The 18,128-nt window shown below is 72.9% G+C and carries 18 protein-coding genes; 5 read left to right on the forward strand and 13 right to left on the reverse strand.

Annotation, left to right across the window (positions count from 1 at the left end):
- From JUB13_RS32220 to miaB, 7 genes are all read right to left on the reverse strand, one after another.
- Window positions 1-172: S-adenosylmethionine synthetase N-terminal domain-containing protein (locus JUB13_RS32220; RefSeq protein ID WP_407928153.1), on the reverse strand; the 172-nt coding region annotated here is incomplete at its 3' end.
- Between the two features lie 148 nt (window positions 173-320).
- Complete coding sequence (locus JUB13_RS15620) at window positions 321-788, reverse strand: helix-turn-helix domain-containing protein (RefSeq protein ID WP_207480559.1); 468 nt, start codon at window positions 786-788, stop codon at window positions 321-323.
- Between the two features lie 117 nt (window positions 789-905).
- Window positions 906-2,498: an apolipoprotein N-acyltransferase gene (lnt, locus tag JUB13_RS15625; protein ID WP_328702942.1), complete on the reverse strand. Its 1,593-nt coding sequence runs from the start codon at window positions 2,496-2,498 to the stop codon at window positions 906-908.
- 90 nt (window positions 2,499-2,588) lie between these two features.
- A complete protein-coding gene (locus JUB13_RS15630; RefSeq protein WP_207480561.1) occupies window positions 2,589-3,512 on the reverse strand; it encodes a hemolysin family protein in 924 nt (307 codons plus the stop codon).
- Window positions 3,490-4,083, reverse strand: a complete 594-nt coding sequence (ybeY, locus tag JUB13_RS15635; RefSeq protein ID WP_207480563.1) for an rRNA maturation RNase YbeY — start codon at window positions 4,081-4,083, stop codon at window positions 3,490-3,492. Before ybeY ends, JUB13_RS15630 begins: the two co-directional genes overlap by 23 nt.
- A complete protein-coding gene (locus tag JUB13_RS15640) occupies window positions 4,080-5,072 on the reverse strand; it encodes a PhoH family protein (protein ID WP_207480565.1) in 993 nt (330 codons plus the stop codon). Before JUB13_RS15640 ends, ybeY begins: the two co-directional genes overlap by 4 nt.
- Window positions 5,069-6,466, reverse strand: a complete 1,398-nt coding sequence (miaB, locus tag JUB13_RS15645; RefSeq protein WP_207480567.1) for a tRNA (N6-isopentenyl adenosine(37)-C2)-methylthiotransferase MiaB — start codon at window positions 6,464-6,466, stop codon at window positions 5,069-5,071. The genes JUB13_RS15640 and miaB overlap by 4 nt, the downstream gene beginning before the upstream one ends.
- Before the next feature lie 279 nt (window positions 6,467-6,745).
- Between miaB and JUB13_RS15650 the strand changes: the two genes are divergently transcribed.
- The 3 genes from JUB13_RS15650 to JUB13_RS15660 all read left to right on the forward strand — a co-directional run bounded on the left by JUB13_RS15650 (window position 6,746) and on the right by JUB13_RS15660 (window position 9,587).
- Window positions 6,746-7,225, forward strand: coding sequence for a hypothetical protein (locus JUB13_RS15650; RefSeq protein ID WP_207480569.1), 480 nt, complete (start codon window positions 6,746-6,748; stop codon window positions 7,223-7,225).
- A 128-nt stretch (window positions 7,226-7,353) separates the two neighbouring features.
- A complete protein-coding gene (locus tag JUB13_RS15655) occupies window positions 7,354-7,908 on the forward strand; it encodes a YcnI family copper-binding membrane protein (protein WP_207480571.1) in 555 nt (184 codons plus the stop codon).
- Between the two features lie 5 nt (window positions 7,909-7,913).
- On the forward strand, window positions 7,914-9,587 hold the full coding sequence (locus JUB13_RS15660) for a copper resistance CopC/CopD family protein (RefSeq protein WP_207480573.1): 1,674 nt from the start codon (window positions 7,914-7,916) through the stop codon (window positions 9,585-9,587).
- Between the two features lie 14 nt (window positions 9,588-9,601).
- Here the strand turns inward: JUB13_RS15660 and JUB13_RS15665 are convergent, their stop codons facing one another.
- The 3 genes from JUB13_RS15665 to JUB13_RS15675 all read right to left on the reverse strand — a co-directional run bounded on the left by JUB13_RS15665 (window position 9,602) and on the right by JUB13_RS15675 (window position 11,825).
- Window positions 9,602-10,426, reverse strand: coding sequence for a lysophospholipid acyltransferase family protein (locus tag JUB13_RS15665; RefSeq protein WP_207480575.1), 825 nt, complete (start codon window positions 10,424-10,426; stop codon window positions 9,602-9,604).
- Window positions 10,427-10,439: 13 nt separating this feature from the next.
- Window positions 10,440-11,255, reverse strand: coding sequence for a GNAT family N-acetyltransferase (locus JUB13_RS15670; protein ID WP_207480577.1), 816 nt, complete (start codon window positions 11,253-11,255; stop codon window positions 10,440-10,442).
- A gap of 153 nt (window positions 11,256-11,408) precedes the next feature.
- Window positions 11,409-11,825 (reverse strand): MucR family transcriptional regulator, encoded by a 417-nt coding sequence (locus JUB13_RS15675; RefSeq protein WP_207480579.1) that lies wholly within the window; start codon window positions 11,823-11,825, stop codon window positions 11,409-11,411.
- 86 nt (window positions 11,826-11,911) lie between these two features.
- Here JUB13_RS15675 and JUB13_RS15680 point away from each other — a divergent pair, with 86 nt between their 5' ends.
- Window positions 11,912-12,169 (forward strand): sulfurtransferase TusA family protein, encoded by a 258-nt coding sequence (locus JUB13_RS15680; protein ID WP_328702943.1) that lies wholly within the window; start codon window positions 11,912-11,914, stop codon window positions 12,167-12,169.
- Here the strand turns inward: JUB13_RS15680 and JUB13_RS15685 are convergent, their stop codons facing one another.
- Entirely contained in the window at window positions 12,170-12,631 is a 462-nt protein-coding gene (locus JUB13_RS15685) for a GNAT family N-acetyltransferase (protein ID WP_328702944.1), read from the reverse strand. It abuts the gene before it with no gap.
- Window positions 12,628-13,296, reverse strand: a complete 669-nt coding sequence (gene tsaB / locus JUB13_RS15690; protein ID WP_207480581.1) for a tRNA (adenosine(37)-N6)-threonylcarbamoyltransferase complex dimerization subunit type 1 TsaB — start codon at window positions 13,294-13,296, stop codon at window positions 12,628-12,630. Before tsaB ends, JUB13_RS15685 begins: the two co-directional genes overlap by 4 nt.
- A gap of 259 nt (window positions 13,297-13,555) precedes the next feature.
- Here tsaB and JUB13_RS15695 point away from each other — a divergent pair, with 259 nt between their 5' ends.
- Complete coding sequence (locus JUB13_RS15695; RefSeq protein ID WP_207480583.1) at window positions 13,556-14,569, forward strand: polysaccharide deacetylase family protein; 1,014 nt, start codon at window positions 13,556-13,558, stop codon at window positions 14,567-14,569.
- A gap of 19 nt (window positions 14,570-14,588) precedes the next feature.
- On the opposite strand, the gene JUB13_RS32055 is transcribed toward JUB13_RS15695, so the two are convergent.
- The gene (locus JUB13_RS32055) at window positions 14,589-17,990 is read right to left on the reverse strand and encodes a glucosaminidase domain-containing protein (RefSeq protein WP_207480586.1); all 3,402 of its coding nucleotides are present in this window, start codon (window positions 17,988-17,990) and stop codon (window positions 14,589-14,591) included.
- Window positions 17,991-18,128: the final 138 nt, after the last annotated feature.

Genomic DNA, 18,128 nt, shown 5'->3' on the forward strand with positions numbered 1-18,128 from the left:
GGAAAAGATCGACGATCGCATCCGAAATCCGGTCGCAGACCTTGTCCGGATGCCCCTCCGATACCGACTCGCTGGTGAAGACGTAGTTGAGCTTGGCCACGGGCTGCCTCTGTCTGAAATTGGCGGAGCACGCCGCCGACGTATAGGTCGCAGTTTTCAGCAGACTTGCCATACGGGGTCAAGCGACAAGACCCCGCAGCAATCTTTGTTCACGGGGCTTTGCCGATCCGTCCTGCGCCGATCCGTCCTGCGGCTCCGGCCCGGCGCGGGGCCCGGCCGCCGCGCCGCCCGCTCAGAAAGGCGAGCTCACCTGGTCGGGCTCACTCGGCTTCGACGGGCGAGGAATTGGCGACGGACTTCGTCAGCTCGAAAATCCGTTTGCGCACCTGCGGGTCGGTGATGCGGTAGTAGGCGCGGACCAGCTCCAGCGTCTCGCGCTTGGCCATGGGATCGGGCTCGAAGCTCGGCTGCCGCTCCTCGGCCCTGCTCGCCCGCGGCGTGGACCGCTCGCCGCCGTCCGGCATGTCGTCGAAGAAGAACGAGACGGGCACGTCCAGGACGCGGCTGAGGTCGAACAGCCGGCTCGCGCCGATCCGGTTGGCGCCGCGCTCATACTTCTGGACCTGCTGGAAGGTCAGGCCGATCGCCTCGCCGAGCTTCTCCTGGCTCATCCCGAGAAGGGTACGGCGCAGGCGCACACGCGAGCCGACATGGACGTCGATCGGGTTCGGCTTGCCGGTCTTCGGCCGGCCACCGGCACCGCGGCGTCCGCGGATCTGTGTTTCCATAGGCCTAATCCCCACTGGCAGACGCGAGATCGCGACGATCAGTCGAATGGAGGAGGTACGCGGAGCAACCCGCCTAAGACTGGTGGCAGCCTTCCTCCACCCGGAATATGTGACCGATCATCTGCGCCGTCGAGCCAAGGTTGCAGAGCCGCCAGCCAGCAAAAGCATTACCCCGAATAGCCAGTTACCCCATCTGGAATAAGGGGTGGGGGATGCTGCGGCGGGGAGCGGTGCATCCACGAAGCCGGCCTCCCCGAGCCCAAGGCGCGCCGTGATCCGGCCATAGGGGTCGACCACGCCCGAGATCCCGGAATTGGCGACCCGAACCATGGGAAGACCTTCCTCGACCGCGCGGACCCGCGCGATGGCGAAGTGCTGGTGCGGCCCCGCCGTCAGGCCGTACCAGGCGTCGTTGGTCAGGTTCAGGAGCCAGGCCGGGCGATGTCCCGGCTCCGTCACGGCGCCGGGGAAGATCACCTCGTAGCAGATCAGCGGGCTGACCGGCGGCAGACCAGGCAGGTCGAGGGTCCGCGGTCCCGGGCCAGCCGAGAAGTCGAGCGAGCCCGCGGCCACCGGGGCGATCGGAATCCAGCGGCGCAGCGGCATGTACTCGCCGAACGGCACCAGGTGGAACTTGTCGTAGGTGCCGCGCACCGCCCCGGCGCGGTCGATCGCGACGAGCCCGTTCCAGACCCGCCGCGTGCCCTCGGCGTCCTCGGTCAGGCGCGGAGCGCCGGTGATGGTCAGCCCCCCGGGCGGCGTCAGCGCGGCGACGGCCTGGCGGCGCTGGACGTCCTGCTCGATCAGGAAGGGCACGGCCGTTTCCGCCCAGATCACATGGGTCGGCGCGGGCTCGGCCGGCCGGGCGGACAGCTCCAGATGGCGCTCGAAGTTGCGCTCGCGCTCGCCGGGGGCCCACTTGATCCGCTGGTCGATGGCCGGCTGCACGAGGCGCAGGCGCACGCCGGGCACCGCCGCGGCCGGCGCGGCCGCCAGCCTCCAGGCCCCCAGCCCGCCGATCAGCGCGAAGAGACCGAGCCCCGCGGCCAGCGCCGCCATGGCGCGGCGGCGCGGCACGGCCCGATCGGGCAGCAGCGCCGGCAGCGCCGCGACCCCCACGGTCAGCAGGCCAAGCCCGTAGATCCCGAACACAGACGTCGCCTGAAGCACGGGTTCGATGCCGGTCCAGGCATAGCCCACGAGGTTCCACGGAAAGCCGGTCATCACATGGCCGCGCAGCCACTCGAACGTCGCCCAGAGCGCGGCCAGCATCACCACGCGGGGCAGGCCGACAAGACGCGTACGGTGCAGCACGGCCAGCGCCCCGCCGGGGAAGGCGGCCATCACCGCCGGAAGCCCGGTAAAGGCGAAGGGCAGCATCCACCACCAGGCCGCGATGTCCGTGAACAGCGCGGCCGAGATCCAGTAGAGGCTGATCACGAAGAAGCCGAAGCCGAAAGCCCAGCCGAGCGCGAAGGAGCCCCGGGCAGTCCGTATGCCGTCCAGCATCCAGAGCAGCGCCGGGAAGGCCACCAGCAGCGCCGGCACCAGGCCGAGCGGCGGCAGGGACAGGGTCGCGACGGCGCCGAGCCCCATCGCCATCGCCGCGCGACGCCAGCCCGTGAGGGCCGCGAGGCGTGCCGCGGCGCCCGCCAGGGGGCGTGCGCCGGCCGCGCCGGGCAGGGCGCGGGGAGTCTCTGTTGCGGTCACGGCGGATCCTTCCTTCCGGTGGCGCGGGACGAGCCCGCACCACCGGGAGTCATAACGGAATTCGGACCTTTCGGTGGCGCCCGCGGCGGCTCAGCCGCCGGCGGAGACCCGCGCGCGGGCCGCCGGGCCGGGCAGGTTGCGCACCCTCAGGCGCTTGATGCGGCGGGGATCGGCGTCGACCACCTCGAACTCGAGGCCCGAGGGGTGGCGCAGAAGCTCGCCCCGGCTCGGAACCCGGCCGGCCAGGCTGAAGACCAGGCCGCCCAGGGTCTCGACCTCGTCCCGGTCCTCGTCGTCCAGGGCGACGCCGGTCTCGTCCACGAACTCCTCGATCGGCAGGCGGGCGTCGGCCATCACCGTGCCGTCCGCCCGGCGCACCAGCATCGGCGGCTCGTCGATGTCGTGCTCGTCCTCGATCTCGCCGACGATCTCCTCGACCAGGTCCTCGATGGTGACGAGGCCGTCGATGCCGCCGAACTCGTCGACGACCAGCGCCATGTGGTGCCGCGTCTGCCGCATCTGGATCAGCAGGTCCAGCACGGGCATGGACGGCGCGACGATCAGCACGTCCCGCTTCACGTCGGCGATGGAGAAGGTCTCGCTCCGGTTCACCAGCGCGGGCAGCACGTCCTTGATGTGGACCATGCCCACCACGTCGTCCAGCGTCTCCCGGTAGACCGGCAGCCGCGAATGGGCCTCGGCGGCGAAGCGCTGGACCAGCTCCTCCAGCGACACGCTGACCTCGACCGCCACGATATGGGCGCGAGGCACCATCACGTCGGCGACGACGCGGTCGCGCAGCTTCAGGATGTTGGCGAGCAGCAGCCTTTCGTCGGCCGCGATCGAGCCCTCGGCCTCCGGCCGGCCCTCGATCAGCTCCTCGATCGCGTCGCGGAGCGTGGTGTCCTCGCGGACTCCGAGCACGGCCCGCAGGAAGCTGCGGAACTGCCTCGGAAATGAATGTTCTTCGGCCCCGTCTTCCCGGGGCGATCTACTGCCTGATGCGTCTGTCATCGTCTTGCGGTTCGGGTGCGGAGCGCACGGAATCGGCATATGGGTCGGCTATGCCGAGCCCCGCCAGGATCCTCGTTTCCAGTCGCTCCATACGGTCGGCATCCTCGTCTTTCTCGTGATCATACCCGAGAAGATGAAGAACGCCATGGACAACGAGGTGAGAGACATGGTCGGCGAGCGCCTTGCCCTGGCTGCGCGCCTCGCCCTCGACCGTCTCGAAGGCCAGGATTACGTCGCCCAGCAGGACCGGGGCGTCCGCCTCCTCGAAAGAGGCCCCGCCGGGTTCCTCCTCGGCGCCGTCCATCAGCGCGAAGCTCAGCACGTTCGTGGGCTTGTCCTTGCCGCGGTAGTCGCGGTTCAGCCGATGCACCAGCGCGTCGTCGGCCAGCACCAGGCTGACCTCGCGCGGGCGGCCGTCCGCAGCGAACCGTTCCGCGTCCACCGCCCCCGCATCCCCCGCCGCACCGGCATAGGCCGCGCGGGCGGCCCGCTCGGCCAGCGCCTCGACCTGCGGAAGGACGGACCAGGCCTCCGCCTCGGTGGAGACCACGACCTCGAGGGCGTCCGTCATGGCGCGGGCCGGTCGTGGTCGTCGTAGGCCCGGACGATCCGCGCGACCAGCGGGTGGCGCACCACGTCGGCCTCGGTGAAGTGGACGAAGGCCACGCCGGGCACGCCCTGCAGGATCTCGATGGCGTCCTTGAGCCCCGAGCGCTGGCCGGCGGGCAGGTCGATCTGGGTCACGTCGCCCGTGATCGCCATGCGGCCGTTCTCGCCGAGGCGCGTCAGGAACATCTTCATCTGCATCGGCGTCGTGTTCTGCGCCTCGTCGAGGATCACGTAGGCGTTTGCAAGGGTGCGGCCGCGCATGAAGGCGAGCGGCGCCACCTCGATCTCGCCGCTGGCCAGGCGCTTCTCCACCTGCTCGGCCGGCATCATGTCGTGCAGCGCGTCGTAGAGCGGGCGCAGATAGGGGTCGACCTTCTCGCGCAGGTCGCCGGGCAGGAAGCCCAGCCGCTCGCCGGCCTCGACGGCCGGACGCGACAGGATGATCCGGTCGACCTGACCCTGGACCAGCATGGAGACGGCCTGGGCCACGGCGAGATAGGTCTTGCCGGTTCCGGCCGGACCGAGCCCGAAGACCAGCTCGTTGGCATTCAGCGCGTCGAGGTAGCGCGCCTGGGTCGGGCTGCGCGCGCTGATCGGCGTGCGCTTGCGCGTCCGGATTCCCAGGTCTGGCCTGCTGATATGGGCCAGCGCCGCATCCCGGTCGCCCGCGTCCAGCACGCGCGTCGTCATGCGCAGGGCCGCGTCCACGTCGGCGGGCTCGACCGCAAGACCGTTCTTCAGCCGGCCGTAGAGGGCGTTGATCACCGTGCGCGCGGCATCGGCCGAATCGGGTGAGCCCGAGATCGTCAGCACGTTGCCCCGGCTGATCAACGTCACGCCGAGCTGGTTCTCGATGCGGGCGAGATGGGTGTCGTGCTGGCCGTAGAGCGGCGGCAGCAGTCGGTTGTCGTCGAAGCGCAGGTCGATGCGGCTCACCGGGGTGCCGGTCAAGCAGGATACTCCGTCAGGGCGGCCGTCCCGGGCGCTGCGCGCGCGCCACCGGAAGCGGCCTCGGTTGTCTCGATCTCGCCGGCCAGGCTGTTCTCGCGGGCGGCGCTCACGCGCACCTCGACGATCGTGCCCATCAGCCGGTCGGGCGCGGCCACGGGCACCGACTGCATCCAGGGGCTGCGCCCCATGAGCTGTCCCGCGCGGTGACCGCGGCGGTCCAGCAGAACCGGCACGGTGCGGCCGACCATGTCCATGTTGAAGGCGACCTGCTGCGCGTTCACGAGCTGCTGCAGAGCCGCCAAGCGCTCCTTCTTCACGGCCTCGGGCACCTGCCTGCCGGCCATTCCGGCCGCCGGCGTCCCGGGCCTCGGGCTGTACATGAAGGTGTAGGCCTGCGCGTAGCCGATCTCCGTCACCAGGCGCAGCGTGTCGGCGAAGTCGCGGTCGGTCTCGTCGGGATAGCCGACGATGAAGTCAGAGGACAGCGCGAGGTCCGGGCGCGCCTCCCGCAGGCGTCCGACGACGCGCCGGTACTCGTCGGCGCGGTGCTTGCGATTCATGGCCGCGAGGATGCGATCCGAGCCGCTCTGGACCGGCAGGTGCACGAAGGGCATCAGCTGCGGAACCTCGGCATGGGCCGAGATCAGGTCGTCCGCCATGTCGCGCGGGTGCGAGGTCGTGTAGCGAATGCGGGCGAGGCCGCCGATCTCGGCGAGGGCACGGATCAGCCGGCCGAGGCCCCAGGTCCCACCCTCCGGCCCCTCGCCGTGCCAGGCATTGACGTTCTGGCCCAGCAGCGTGATCTCGCGGGTGCCACCGGCGACCAGCCGCCGCGCCTCGGCCAGCACGGTCGCGGCATCGCGGGAGTATTCGGCGCCGCGGGTGTACGGCACCACGCAGAAGGTGCAGAACTTGTCGCAGCCCTCCTGCACCGCCAGGAAGGCCGAGACGCCCTGGGGCGCCGTCTCCTCGGGCAGGCTGTCGAACTTGCTCTCTGCGGGAAAGTCGGTGTTCAGCACCCGCTCGCCCGAGGCGCGCGCCACCATCTCGGGCAGGGTGTGGTAGGTCTGGGGACCGAAGACCATGTCGACCACCGGCGCGCGGTCCAGGATCTCCTGTCCCTCGGCCTGGGCGACGCAGCCGGCGACCGCGACGATCATGCGCTCGCCCGCCTCGGCCTTGCGACGCTTTTCCGCGCGCAGGCGGCCGAGCTCGGAGAAGACCTTCTCGGAAGCCTTCTCGCGGACGTGGCAGGTGTTCAGGATCACCAGGTCGGCGCCTTCGGGACTCTCGGCCAGCCCGTAGCCCAGGGGTGCCAGGACATCCGCCATACGGGCGGAGTCGTAGACGTTCATCTGGCAGCCCCAGGTCTTGATGAAGAGCTTTTTCGTCAAGGCCCCTTGTTCCCACGCGGCCCGGCTTCCGAGCCGCGGGACCGCTGCGCAAATACCTTCGGCGCGTCAGCCGGAAGGCCGCGCGCCGCCGCCCACAGGTAATCACCCGGCCCGGACGAGTCAACGGCCACCCAGCCGGTGCGTTCCCTGAGGATTGCCCCCGCCGCCCGATGGCGATCCCTGAGCCGGTGCCGAACGGGGACTTCCCGTGTTCATTCGCCGACCACGCCCTCCATGATAGTGATGGTGGGAGATGGCGGCAGGGAAGGGCGCCGGCGGATGGGTCTCGGCCGTGACGGGACGTGGATGACGCTGCGGCTGCTTGCCGCCGCGGTCCTGCTCGTCCGTGCGCTGCCGCTGCTTCCGCCCGCCGCGGCGCCGGCATCGGTTCTGGCCACCATGCATGGCCACGCCGATCCCCGCCACGCCGCCCCCCACGTCCCCCACACGGCCGATCCCGCCCTGGAGGCAGGCCCTTCTGCCGCACCCCATTGCGGCGCGGCACCTCCAGGCGTCCGGCACGCCGGCCGGGATGCCGGACACCCGTCCGAAGATGGCGGCCGCCGCGATGCCGGGCATGGGCGGGACCATGCCTGCCATCTCTGCCGCATCGACGAGCTGGCCGTCCTGCCGCCGCTGGACTCGCCGGAGCCGCCTTCCCCCCGGCTAGCCGAGGCGATGACCGGCCTCGCGGCGCCGGCGCCCGCATCGGGACGCCACCAGGAGCGTCCGCGGGCCCGCGCGCCGCCGCAGGCCTGACCGTGCGCCCGTCACCGCGGCCGAAGGGCCGAGGCGAACGGAAACCTTCCCCTTGGTCCAGTTTCCCGCGGGCGCGGAGCCCGCGAACGCCAGTTTCCCGCGGGCGCGGAGCCCGCGAAGGAGTGCATATGCGCGTGTCCGATGTCTTCGCCTTCCGCGTCCCCGCCGCGGGTGCGCCCGTCGCGGTCGTCCTGAGCGCGGCCATCCTGTGCGCCGCCGGACCAGTGGCCGCCCATGTGGGCCTCGCCGTCACCGAGGCGCCGGCCGGCTCCTCCTACAAGGCCGTCCTCAAGATCGGGCACGGCTGCGCGGGCTCGCCCACCCGCGAGATCCGCGTCAGGGTCCCCCACGGCATGCGGGCCGCGAAGCCCATGCCCAAGCCGGGCTGGAACCTCGAGACCGTCGTCGGGCCGCTGGCCAGGCCCTACCAGGACCACGGCCGCACGGTATCCGAGGGCGTGACCGAGATCCGCTGGTCCGGGGGCAGCCTGGACGACGCGCATTACGACGAGTTCGTCTTCGTGGGGCGCCTGCCGGAGGAGCCCGGGAAGGTCCTGTACATCCCGGTCGTGCAGCTCTGTGAGAAGGGCGAGCACCGCTGGATCGAGGTGCCGGCCGAGGGCCAGAAGCCGGACGACCTGCGCGAGCCCGCGCCCGCCCTGCGCCTCCTTCCGGCCCGCTGAGCGCCATGGCGTTGCACGGCCGGGACCGGCGCACCGGGAGGCCGGCCGCGGCGGGGCGTCCCGGCATCCTCGCGCTTCTTGCCCCGCTGGCGGTGCTGATCCTGGTGATCCTGGCCGGCGTCGCGCCGGCCAGGGCGCATGCGGTGCTGGTCCAGGCTGATCCCGCCGACGGGGCGGTGCTGCCGGCCATGCCGGAGGTGCTGTCCCTGCGCTTCAGCGAAGCCGTGCAGATCCACGCGCTGCGCCTGTCGGGAAGTGACGGAACCTCGGCCGCGTTGACGCCGGAGGCCGGTGATCGGGGGGCTGGTGCCGCTTCGGGTCTCGTCCTTCTCCGCCCGCCAGCGGCGGGGCCCGGCAGCTTCGTCCTGAGCTGGCGGATCGGCTCGGCCGACGGGCACCCGGTGGCTGGCTCGCTGGTCTTCACGGTCGGCGCCGCCGACGCCGGCTTCCTCGAGGCCGCGCGTGCAGGCGATTCCTCGGGCGCCGCGCGGGCGCTCCATGCCGTCCTGCGGGGTCTCGCCTATGCCGCGGGGCTCCCGGCGGCGGGCGTCGTCCTGTTCCTCGCGCTGTTCGGGGCCGATCCCGCGGCGGAGCCGCCCGGACTTCGGCGTCTGGCGGGGTTCCTGGCGGTCCTCGGGGGGGCCGCCGTTCTCGGCGCCTCTGCGGTCGAAGGCGTGCTGCTGGGCACGGGTCCCGTTCCGGCGGGGGCAGCGCCCCTGCTGCGGCTCGGCGGCCTCGCGACGGCGGCGGTGGCGGCGGCGTGGCGGCCGGCGACGCCCGCCTGCGGACCGGCGGCGGCGCTGGCGCTCGCCCTGTCTTACGCCGTGACCGGGCACTCCAGCGTGCTGGGATCGGCATGGCTTTCGGCGCTGCTGGCCCTGCACGTGTTCGCCGCCGCCTTCTGGATCGGTTCCTTCCCGGCGCTGATCCTGGCGGCACGGCATGCCGACGGGGCGGCCCTGCGCCGGCTGGCCGGTGCCTTCGCCGGGGTCGCCACGATCCTGGTCCCGCTGCTGGCGGCAGCGGGGCTGACGCTGGCCTGGGCCCTGGTAGGGTCGTGGCAGGCGCTCCTGGGCACCGCCTATGGGCGCCTGCTCGCGGGGAAGGCGCTGCTGGTGGCGGCCATGCTCGGCCTGGCGGGGCTGAACCGCTGGCGCCTGGTCCCGGCGCTGCCGGACGGCGGCCCCGATGCGGCGGCCCGGCTGCGCCGCGCGATCCTTGCCGAGGCGGCGGCCGGGCTGGCGGTGCTTGCCGTCACCGCGGCGCTGACCTCCACCCACCCGCCAGCGCATGCGGGGGCCGGCGGCGTGCTGGCGGTCCTGCATCCCGGACTCCGCCTGGAAGGCCGGGCCGGGCCGCTGTCCCTGGTGCTGAGCACGGCGACCTCGCTTCCCGGTCCCAACCGCTTCGAGCTGGAGATCCGCGGAGCGGACGGCGCCCCGCGCGAGGTCCGCGCCGTCACCCTGCGCCTTGCCAGCCCCGCGGCCGGCATCGAGGGGATCGCCCGGGCCATGGCCCGGGTCATGGACGGAGCGGGGCCCGGCCGCTGGTCGCATGCCGGGGCCGAGACCGCCCTGCCCGGAACCTGGCGCATCGAGGCCGAGGTGCTGGTGGACGACTTCGAGCGTCGGTCCGCGACCTTCGAGCTGAGGCTGGGCCATGGCGGGCATGGCCACTGAGGCGCGAGAAAGCCTCAGCCGGCGGCTTCGGCAGGGACCCCGGGACGGGCCTCGGCCGGGCCGCGCCGGCCGCTCACGGCGCGGTCGACGCCAGCCGCCACCACGGTCCAGCAGTGGTCCGCCAGCGCCTTGCGGCTGCCGAAGTCCTCGACCGTGACCGCGGGGTGGAACTCCACCTCCACGGTGAGCACGCCGAGCTTCACCATCTCCCAGAGATGGCCGGCCAGCTCCATGTCGCCGTACCAGGCGTAGACGCTGCGCATGGTCCGGCCCAGCGGGATGCCGTCCAGCCTGGTCGCCGTCACCGAAACCGGCTGAACCGTCAGCGGCCGTCCCTCGACCCGGAGCCCCGCGACCGCGAAGAGCGCGCTCTTGAAGGGGAGCACGCGGTTGCCGTCGCTGCTGGTGCCCTCGGGAAACAGGATCAGGTCGTCTCCCGCCTCCAGACGGCCTTGCATGTCGTCGCGGTGGCTGGCCGCGTTGCGGGGCTTGCGGTCGACGAAGACCGTCCGCTGCAGCCGCGCCAGCAGGCCAAAGAGCGGCCAGGTGCCGACCTCGGATTTCGCCACGAAGGACCCCGGGATCAGCGATCCCAGCACCACGATGTCGAGATAGGAGGAATGGTTTGAGACGAAGAGCGTCGGATGGACCTGCGCGGGGGCGCCGGTGGTCTGGACCCGCAGGCCGATGATGCGGGCGCACAGACGGTGATAGGCCCGCGGGAAGGTCGCGCGCGCCGGGGAACCCAGCTTCAGCAGCAGCAGCTGCACGGGAATGCCGGCCAGGGTGACCAGGAGATAGATCAGGAGGCGCGCAGCCCCGAGAAGCGGCGAGCCCATCGCGGTCCCCCGATCACGCCCCGGGTTCGAGCCGCCGCTCGTAATGCCGGTAGTACTTCTCGGTCACCAGGTCGGTCTTCACCACGATGCAGACATCCGTGGTGTTGAACTGCTCATCGATCACCGCGCCGTCGCCCACGAAGCCGCCCAGGCGCAGATAGCCCTTGATCAGCGGCGGCAGCTCGGCCACGCCGGCGCGCGGATCGATCCCGTCCTTGGGCAACAGATCCATGGAGACGTAACGTTCCGGCAGGGCGCGCGGGCGGATCTCCTCCGGAGCGAGGTGATGGTGGTGCAGGTAGGAGAGCGGCAGCGCCAGCGCCTGGGGGTCGGTACCGGGCAGGCTCGCGCAGCCGAACATCAGGGCGATATCGTGCTGGAACACGTAGGCCGCGATGCCGCGCCACAGCAGCTGCATTGTCGGCCGGGTGCGGTGGCCGGAATCCACGCAGGAGCGCCCGAGCTCGAGGATCTCGCCGGGCTGGGCCAGAATACGGCCGACGTCGTACTCGTCCATGGAATAGAAGCGGCCGGCCCGCTGGGCCATGGGCCGGCGGATCAGCCGGTAGGTCCCGACCACCCGCTCGGGACCCGCGCCCCTGGAATGGTCGAGCACCAGAAGATGGTCGCAGATCCCGTCGAAAGCGTCGAAGTCGCGGCGCCGCGCCGCCATCTCGGACGTCGGCCGGGCCGCCATCTCCTCGTAGAAGACCCGGAAGCGCAGCGCCTGGGCGGCGTCGATCTCGGCCTCGCTCTCGGCAAGCCTGACCTCGAGATGGCCGATGCGGAGATCGGCGCTGCTCATCGGCTCGGACGTGGTCTCGGCCATGCTTTCTTTCGGGCGGCGGCGGATCGTCGGATGTGCACGGCCCTCCTTCGGAAGGCGGCCGGTGCCATCGCCCGGAGTGATATCACGAAGAGGTGAGCCCGGGTCAACACGGAAGCGGCGGGCAGCCTGCCCGCCGTCCGAGTCCCGGTGGGATCACGCCGCGCCGCGGCGGGCGCGGGTTCCGAGGCCGATCTGCTTGGCGAGGCGGCTGCGCTGCTTGGCGTAGTTCGGCGCGACCATCGGGTAGTCGGCGGGCAGGCCCCAGCGCTCCCGGTACTCCTCTGGAGACATGTCGTATGCAGTCTTCAGGTGCCGCTTCAGCATCTTCAGCTTCTTCCCGTCCTCCAGGCAGATGATGTAGTCGGGAGTGACGGACTTCTTGATCGGAACCGCGGGTTGCGGCCGCTCCACCTGGGGGGCAGGCTCGTTCCCGACATTGGCCAGGGTCTTGTAGACCTGGTCGATGAGCTGTGGCAGGTCGCTGACCGCGACCGTATTGTTGGAGACGTGCGCGGCCACGATCTCCGCGGTCAGCGACAACAGCTCGTTGGAGGGGCTCTGGGCGTTCATCTAAGACTGCTCCGGGAATAGGATTCCTTTCGATATAAGTCCAATCGATAGCTGAAGCAAACAAGTTTTATTCGAAGGAAGAGCTGGTGTCTGACGCGGAAAAACGAACTGTCCACTTCGTGGACATAACCTCCGATGTGTGTCCGATGACCCTAGTGCGTGCCAAGTTGCGCATCGAGCGCTTGGCGCCGGGAGAGGTGCTCGAAATCCGCCTGAACCGCGGAGAACCGCTGGAGAACGTGCCGAGATCCCTGATGGAATTGGGGCATGTGATCGAATCACTGCTGCCCGAAGATCCCGCTCTTGGCAACGGAGTCCACCGCCTGCGCGTCCGCCGGCATTGATTAGGGCGAAGTTGTTTCGGACCCGGTTTCAACCTTGAGCAGCAAGGCCGCAACTGTTCCGTCATTGCGCCGGTAATAGCCCGGCCGGCGGCCGACCATCGCGAATCCGTATGCAGCGTAGAGCGCGCGCCCGGCCTCGTTGTCCTCCGCGACCTCCAGGAACAGGCTTCTGGCCCCACTGGAAGCGGCCTTCGCCACCATGGCGTCCAGCAGCGCGCCGGCGATGCCGCGGCGCCGGAAGGCCGGCCGCACGCCCAGCGTGATCACCTCCGCCTCGTCGGCCACGCAGCGCACCAGGGCGAAGCCCGCGGGACCCTCGGCCGTCTCGGCCAGGAAGGCGGTGGTGCCGGGATGGGCCATCAGCGTCATGAAGCCCAGTGCCGGCCAGCGGTCCTCGGGGAAGGCCTCGGCCTGCATGGCGGCCAGGAGGTCCGCGTCGCGGTGGCGCGCCTCGCGGATCACGGAGCCCGGGGTCCCGGCGGGCGCGGCAGGGTGACGTCCGGCGATCTCAGATAGAAGGGGGCGGGCGGCGCCGTGGGCGCATCGCGCGTCTCGGCCAGCCGGGCGATCACGGCCGCATCCGGGTGCCGAACCGCCTCGACGGCGGCCACGTCGCGGCCCTCCAGGGCGGGCGCCAGCAGCGCGACGCCGTCGCCGGCCAGAAGCAGCGGCCCCCCCGGCAGGACCACCTGCCCGGGCAGCTCCATCGCCGGCGGACCGAGGGGGGCGAGACCCGTCCCGAAGGCCTGGACATAGGGTTCGGCACGGCGCGAGTCGACGGCGACGACCAGAGTCCTGCCAGGACGCAGCGCCTCCGGCACGGCGGCCGCAAGCGCCTCGAACGTGGTGATCCCGACCAGCGGCCGAGCGGTCGCGAGCGCCAGGCCACGCGCCGCGGCCAGCGCGATCCGCAGGCCGGTGAAGGTGCCCGGGCCGACCGTCACCGCTAGGCGGTCCAGCCCGTCATAGCCGATCCCGGCCTCGGCAAGTGCGGCCTCGACCATGGGCATCAGGATCTCGGCCTGTCCGCGGTCCTGGACGGCGTCGCGCCGCGCGAGCACGCGACCTGCGTCGGTCACCGCCACCGAGCACGCGCCCGTCGCACTGTCCAGGGCCAGAACCCTCATGCCTCGACCCGATCCCGCCCGCTGCCGCCGTCGCCGTCCGTCCTAGTTAAAGATCGCGCGGCGTGCTGTCGACCTCGACCTGCGGCCGCCATCCATCGTTGCCACGGTGGCCATTGTCACGGTCGCCAGGGCGGCCATTGCCAGGGCGGCCATTGCCAGGGCGGCCATTGCCAGGGCGGCCATTGCCAGGGCGGCGGTTGCCAGGGAAGCCGGGCCCGTGCGAGAAACCGGGGCTCGACGGCGAGGGGGGAGGACGGGAATGCGGCGTTACCGGCCCTGGCGCGCGCTGGCGGCCGCGCTGCTGGCCGCCGGGTCCATGGCCCTGCCCGCCCATGCCGAGCAGGACAGCGCCGTGGTGCTGGCCTACAGCCGATTCGGCGACGACCGCCAGCCGGCGCTGAGCATCCGCCTGGACCAGTTCGAGGCCCATATCCGGGAGATCCAGGCCGGTGCGCGGCCAGTGCTGCCCCTGCCGAAGCTGCTTGCGGCGCTGGAGGGCGGCAAGCCGCTTCCCGAGCGCGCGATCGTGATCACCATCGATGACGCCAGCCGGTCGGCGCTGGATCTGGCGGTGCCACGTCTGCGCGCCGCCGGCCTGCCCTTCACGGTCTTCGTCGCGCCCGACCTCGTCGACCGCGGCGCGCCCACCCATGCTGCGTGGAGCGAATTGCGCGCGCTGCGGGACGCGGGCGCCACCTTCGGCCTCCTGGCTGCGCCGCTTTCAGCCGCCGAGCTCGCGCGCGGGGTGCGCCGGCTGCGCGACGAGCTCGGCCGACCGCCGGAGGCGCTTTCCTATGTCGGCGGTGCGATCTCGCCGGGCCAGCGCGCGCTGGTGGCGGGACAGGGTTTCCGCGCCGCTTTCACCCAGGCCTCGGGCGCCGTCCACGGACGTGCCGACCCGCTCGCCCTGCCGCGCTTCTTCATGAACGAGAGCTACGGCAGCCTCGAACGGTTCCTGCTGGTGGCCGAGGCGCTGCCCCTGCCGGTTAGCGACGTGACGCCCGCCGACCCGGTGCTCGGCCCCAACCCGCCCGCCGTGGGCTTCACGGTGTCCGAGGAGCTCGGCGACCTGGAGCAGCTGTCCTGCTTCGCCTCCAACCAGGGGCGCGTCGGGGTGGAGCGTCTCGGCGGCGGCCGCGTCGAGGTCCAGCTCACCGAGCCGTTCCCGCCCGGACGCGGGCGCGTGAACTGCACCCTGCCCGCGGGGGACGGGCACTGGCGCTGGTTCGGACTTCAGCTCGTGGTTCCCGGCAGCGCCGGCAGCTCCGAGTAGGACGTCTCTCCGCGCCGCCTCAGGGCTGCGCCGCCTCGGCCACCTGCGGGGCGCCGTCGCGCAGCGCCGGCGGTGCCAGGCGCGCCCGGTCGAGCCGGACGAAGTCGTTGCCGCGCATGATGGTGCGGACTGCCGTCACATAGGCGCGGCCGCGCTCGGAATAGCGCAGCAGGCCGCCCGCCAGGGCGTGGCCGTCGGGGTGGCGGCCGGCGGCGCGCAGCGCGGCCCGGGCGCCGCGCAGCGCTTCATAGGCGGGATGGGTGTTCAGGTTGTGGATGTAGGAGCGAACGCTGTCGTCGATGTCGGCGAAGCCTCGCACCTCGCCGACGGACCGGCCGCGTGGGCCCGAGCGCCAGGCGGTTTGGCCGAACAGCGCGTTGCTCATGCGCGCGACCCGCGACGTGCCCCAGCCGCTCTCCTCGGCCGCCTGGCTCAGGGCCAGGGACGGAGGCACCACGTCGACGCGGCGCAGGAGCGCCCGGTAGTCGGGGACGCCGCCCTGCATCGCCTCGGGCACCTCGTAGCGCGCGGCCAGCGTCTCGAGCCAGGCGAGATCGGCGGGCGCGGCGGGCTTGCCCTCGCCCTGGCGCGCGGCCAGCGTCTTCAGCCGCTCCCGGTCGGACTGGATCTCCTCGTTGATGTGGAGGATCCAGGGCAGCACCGCGCCGATGAACAGCTCCTTGCGGTCCTCGGCCGACCGGATGCCGTGCATGTCGGAAGGTAGGGCGGCCAGGAAGACGCGCGGCACCGGCTTGCCGTGATCGCGGACGCCGCCAAGGCTGAAGGCGTGGGATTCGAGAAGCGCCGCCAGTCGCTCCACATTGCCGATCCCAGGGGCCGGTTCCGGCGGGGCGGGCGCCTGGCGCTGCGGCGCCGCCGACCCGCCCTGCGGCGGGCGCGGCACCGGCATAGCCCGGGCGAGTTCTCGGCGCGCCTCGGGGTGCTTGGCCCCAGGGTGTCTCGTCTCGGGGTGCTTGGCCTCGGGGTGCTTGGCTGCGGGCAGCGCCGGCGGGCGCGGCAGGACCGGCGCCGCGGCCACCAGCGCCTCGGCCGGGCGCGCCACGTCGGGCGCGCCGGTGCCGGCGGGGGCGGGGTGCACCAGTCCCGGTCCCGCGCAGGGATCGGCGGCGAGCAGCAGCGGCGCGTCCGCGGGATCGGTGCCCCGGAACCCATCCGCCCGGAAGGCGCTGGCCTGGACGCGGGCCAGCTCCGCCCCGTCCGAAAGGCCGGTGCTGGCGAGCGCCAGCACGGGCGCGGCGGGCACCGCGGGGGCGATCGGCTCGACCGCGGCCGGGTCGGTCGCGGCCAGGTCTAGGCCCGTGCGACCGGGGCCAAGGCGCGTGCCCTCGGCCTGCGAGGTGCCGACCGGGCCCCAGGCGACGGCGCCGGGGCCGCCGCGGGGCGCCAGCGGCCCCTCGGTCACGGGCTCCGCCAGGGCGATGCCCATGGCCGGGGCAATTGCCGGCGACCCCGCAAAAGCGAGGGGTGCCGCATCGAGCTCCGAGCGCGCCAGCGTCCCGAGCCCGGGTTCTGGGCTCCCGGCCAGCGCCAGGGGCGCTGGATCGGGCTCCGATCGCGCCAGCGTGCCGAGCCCGGGTCCGGGGCTCCCGGCCAGCGCCAGTGGCGCCGGCTCGTGTTCCGGGCCTGCCAGCATGCCGAGGCGGAGTGTCGGGCCCTGGCCCGCGGCCAGCGCCAGAGGCGCCTCGTCGAGCTCGGGCGCGAGCGCCAGTGGAAGCTCCGGCACGGGCGAGCCGGCCAGTGCCAGTGGCTCGATCGGCCCGGTGCGCGGCAGGGCGTTCGCGACCGCCGCGGGCGGGGTCGCGAAGACGGCCGGCGACTCGGGAATGGCCGGGCTGGTCGGAAGCGGCGGCAGGATGAAGCCGGGGTCCGAACCGGCCAGTGCCATGGGCTCGGGTGCGATCTCGGCCCCGATCGGGGGCAAAATCGCTTCGGCAAGGCGGGGCGCCGCGTCCTGCGCCCTGGCGCCGGCCATGGCGCCTCCAGGATCGGTCGCCGCGCCGGCGTCATCCGGCGCGGACAGGGCGGCCGGCGCCTCGACTTCCGGTCGGTCCGGGGCGACGGCGGCCGCGGCGAGGGTAGGAGGATCGGAGGCCGCGCCCACCGCGACCACGGGCGCTTCGGGCGGGGCGGGGGCCTCGTCCTGCGGCGGGACCGCGCTGTCCCCTGCGGGGGTGCTCCGCCCCGCGATCGCCAGCGGCTCGGGCGCGGGATCGGCCTGCGCCAGCAGCGGCAGCACGGCGTCCCTCGACGGGAGGGCCGGGGCCAGCGGCTCGGGCGCGGGGCCGACCTGCGCCAGCAGCGGCAGCATGGCATCCCTCGGCCGGATGGCCGGGGACAGCGGCTCGGGCATCGGGCCGGATGCGACCAGCGGCGCCAGCCCGGCGGGTGGTGCCGTCCCGGCGGGCGCCAGGGGAACGGGATCGATGGCGTCCGGGGCCAGCGGATCGAGCCCCAGGCCCGGGCCGCCGGCGACGGCCAGGGGAAGCGGCACCGGCTCGGCCGCGGCAAGCGGCGGCAGGATGCCCGCGGGCGCCGCTCCGGCAAGCGCCATGGGCACAGCGGGCGGCTCGGCCGCGTGCAGCGCCGGCAGGATGCCGGCCGGATCGCCACCGGCGATCGCCAGGGGCTCCGGCGCCGGCTTGGTATCCGCGAGCCGCGAGAGCAGCATGGGCTCGGGTAGCGGCAGCGGCATCAGCGGCGGGGCGTCGTCCGAGACGGCCAGGGCGGTGAGCGCCGCGGCGCGCGCCTCGGCCGAGGAGGACACGCCGATGGCGCGGGGGTCCAGCGCGATGCGCACGGGATCCGGGGTGCGGGGCGGGGGGCTGCGCTCGGGCAGCGGGATCGGCATCAGCGGCGGCACCGGCTCGTGCCGCGCCATCAGGACCAGCTCCGCCGCGGCCGCCAGATCGGCCGCGCAGGCGCCGGTAGCGCCGGGCAGCAGGGCCAGGCGGAGTCCGTCGGCGCCGTCGCCGTCCTCGGGCCGGGCCGGCAGCGCAGGCGGCGCGCCCACTGGCGCCACGGGCATTCCCGGGACGGGATCGGGCGTGGCCGGCGCAGGCTCCGCAGGCGTGGGCAGGGACGGCGCCTGCGCCAGAAGGGTCGCGGCGGGATGGCCGTCGGGCCGTTCCCCGGGCCGTTCCCCGGGCCGTTCGTCGAGAAGGGGGCGTGGCGGCGCGATGGCGATCACCACCGAGCCCTGCGGCAGGGTCCCGTCCTGCCGGGCGCGGCCCGCGGAGGCAGGAACGTCCGCCCGGCCGGCGGCGCCGTCCAGCGCGATCACCACGAGCGGCGCGCCCGCGCCGGGAGGCCGGCCCGGGCCGCCGCCGTTCACCAGCACGCCGGCCGCGGCGCCGAGGACGAAGGTGCAGACTCCCGCGGTCAGCAACCGCGGCCAGTTCACTCCTTCTGCGCGCTTCCGGTCCCCACGCATCCCGACCCGATCGTCGTGGCGGAGGGCGGCCGCGCTCGTCGAGAGGCGGCGCCGCCCTACCTCGACCGATAGGGTGGACGCGAAAGATTAAGAGAAAGATTAAGAGCC

The organism is Arenibaculum pallidiluteum (genome assembly GCF_017355985.1).
GTDB classification, from domain to species: Bacteria; Pseudomonadota; Alphaproteobacteria; order Azospirillales; family Azospirillaceae; genus Arenibaculum; species Arenibaculum pallidiluteum.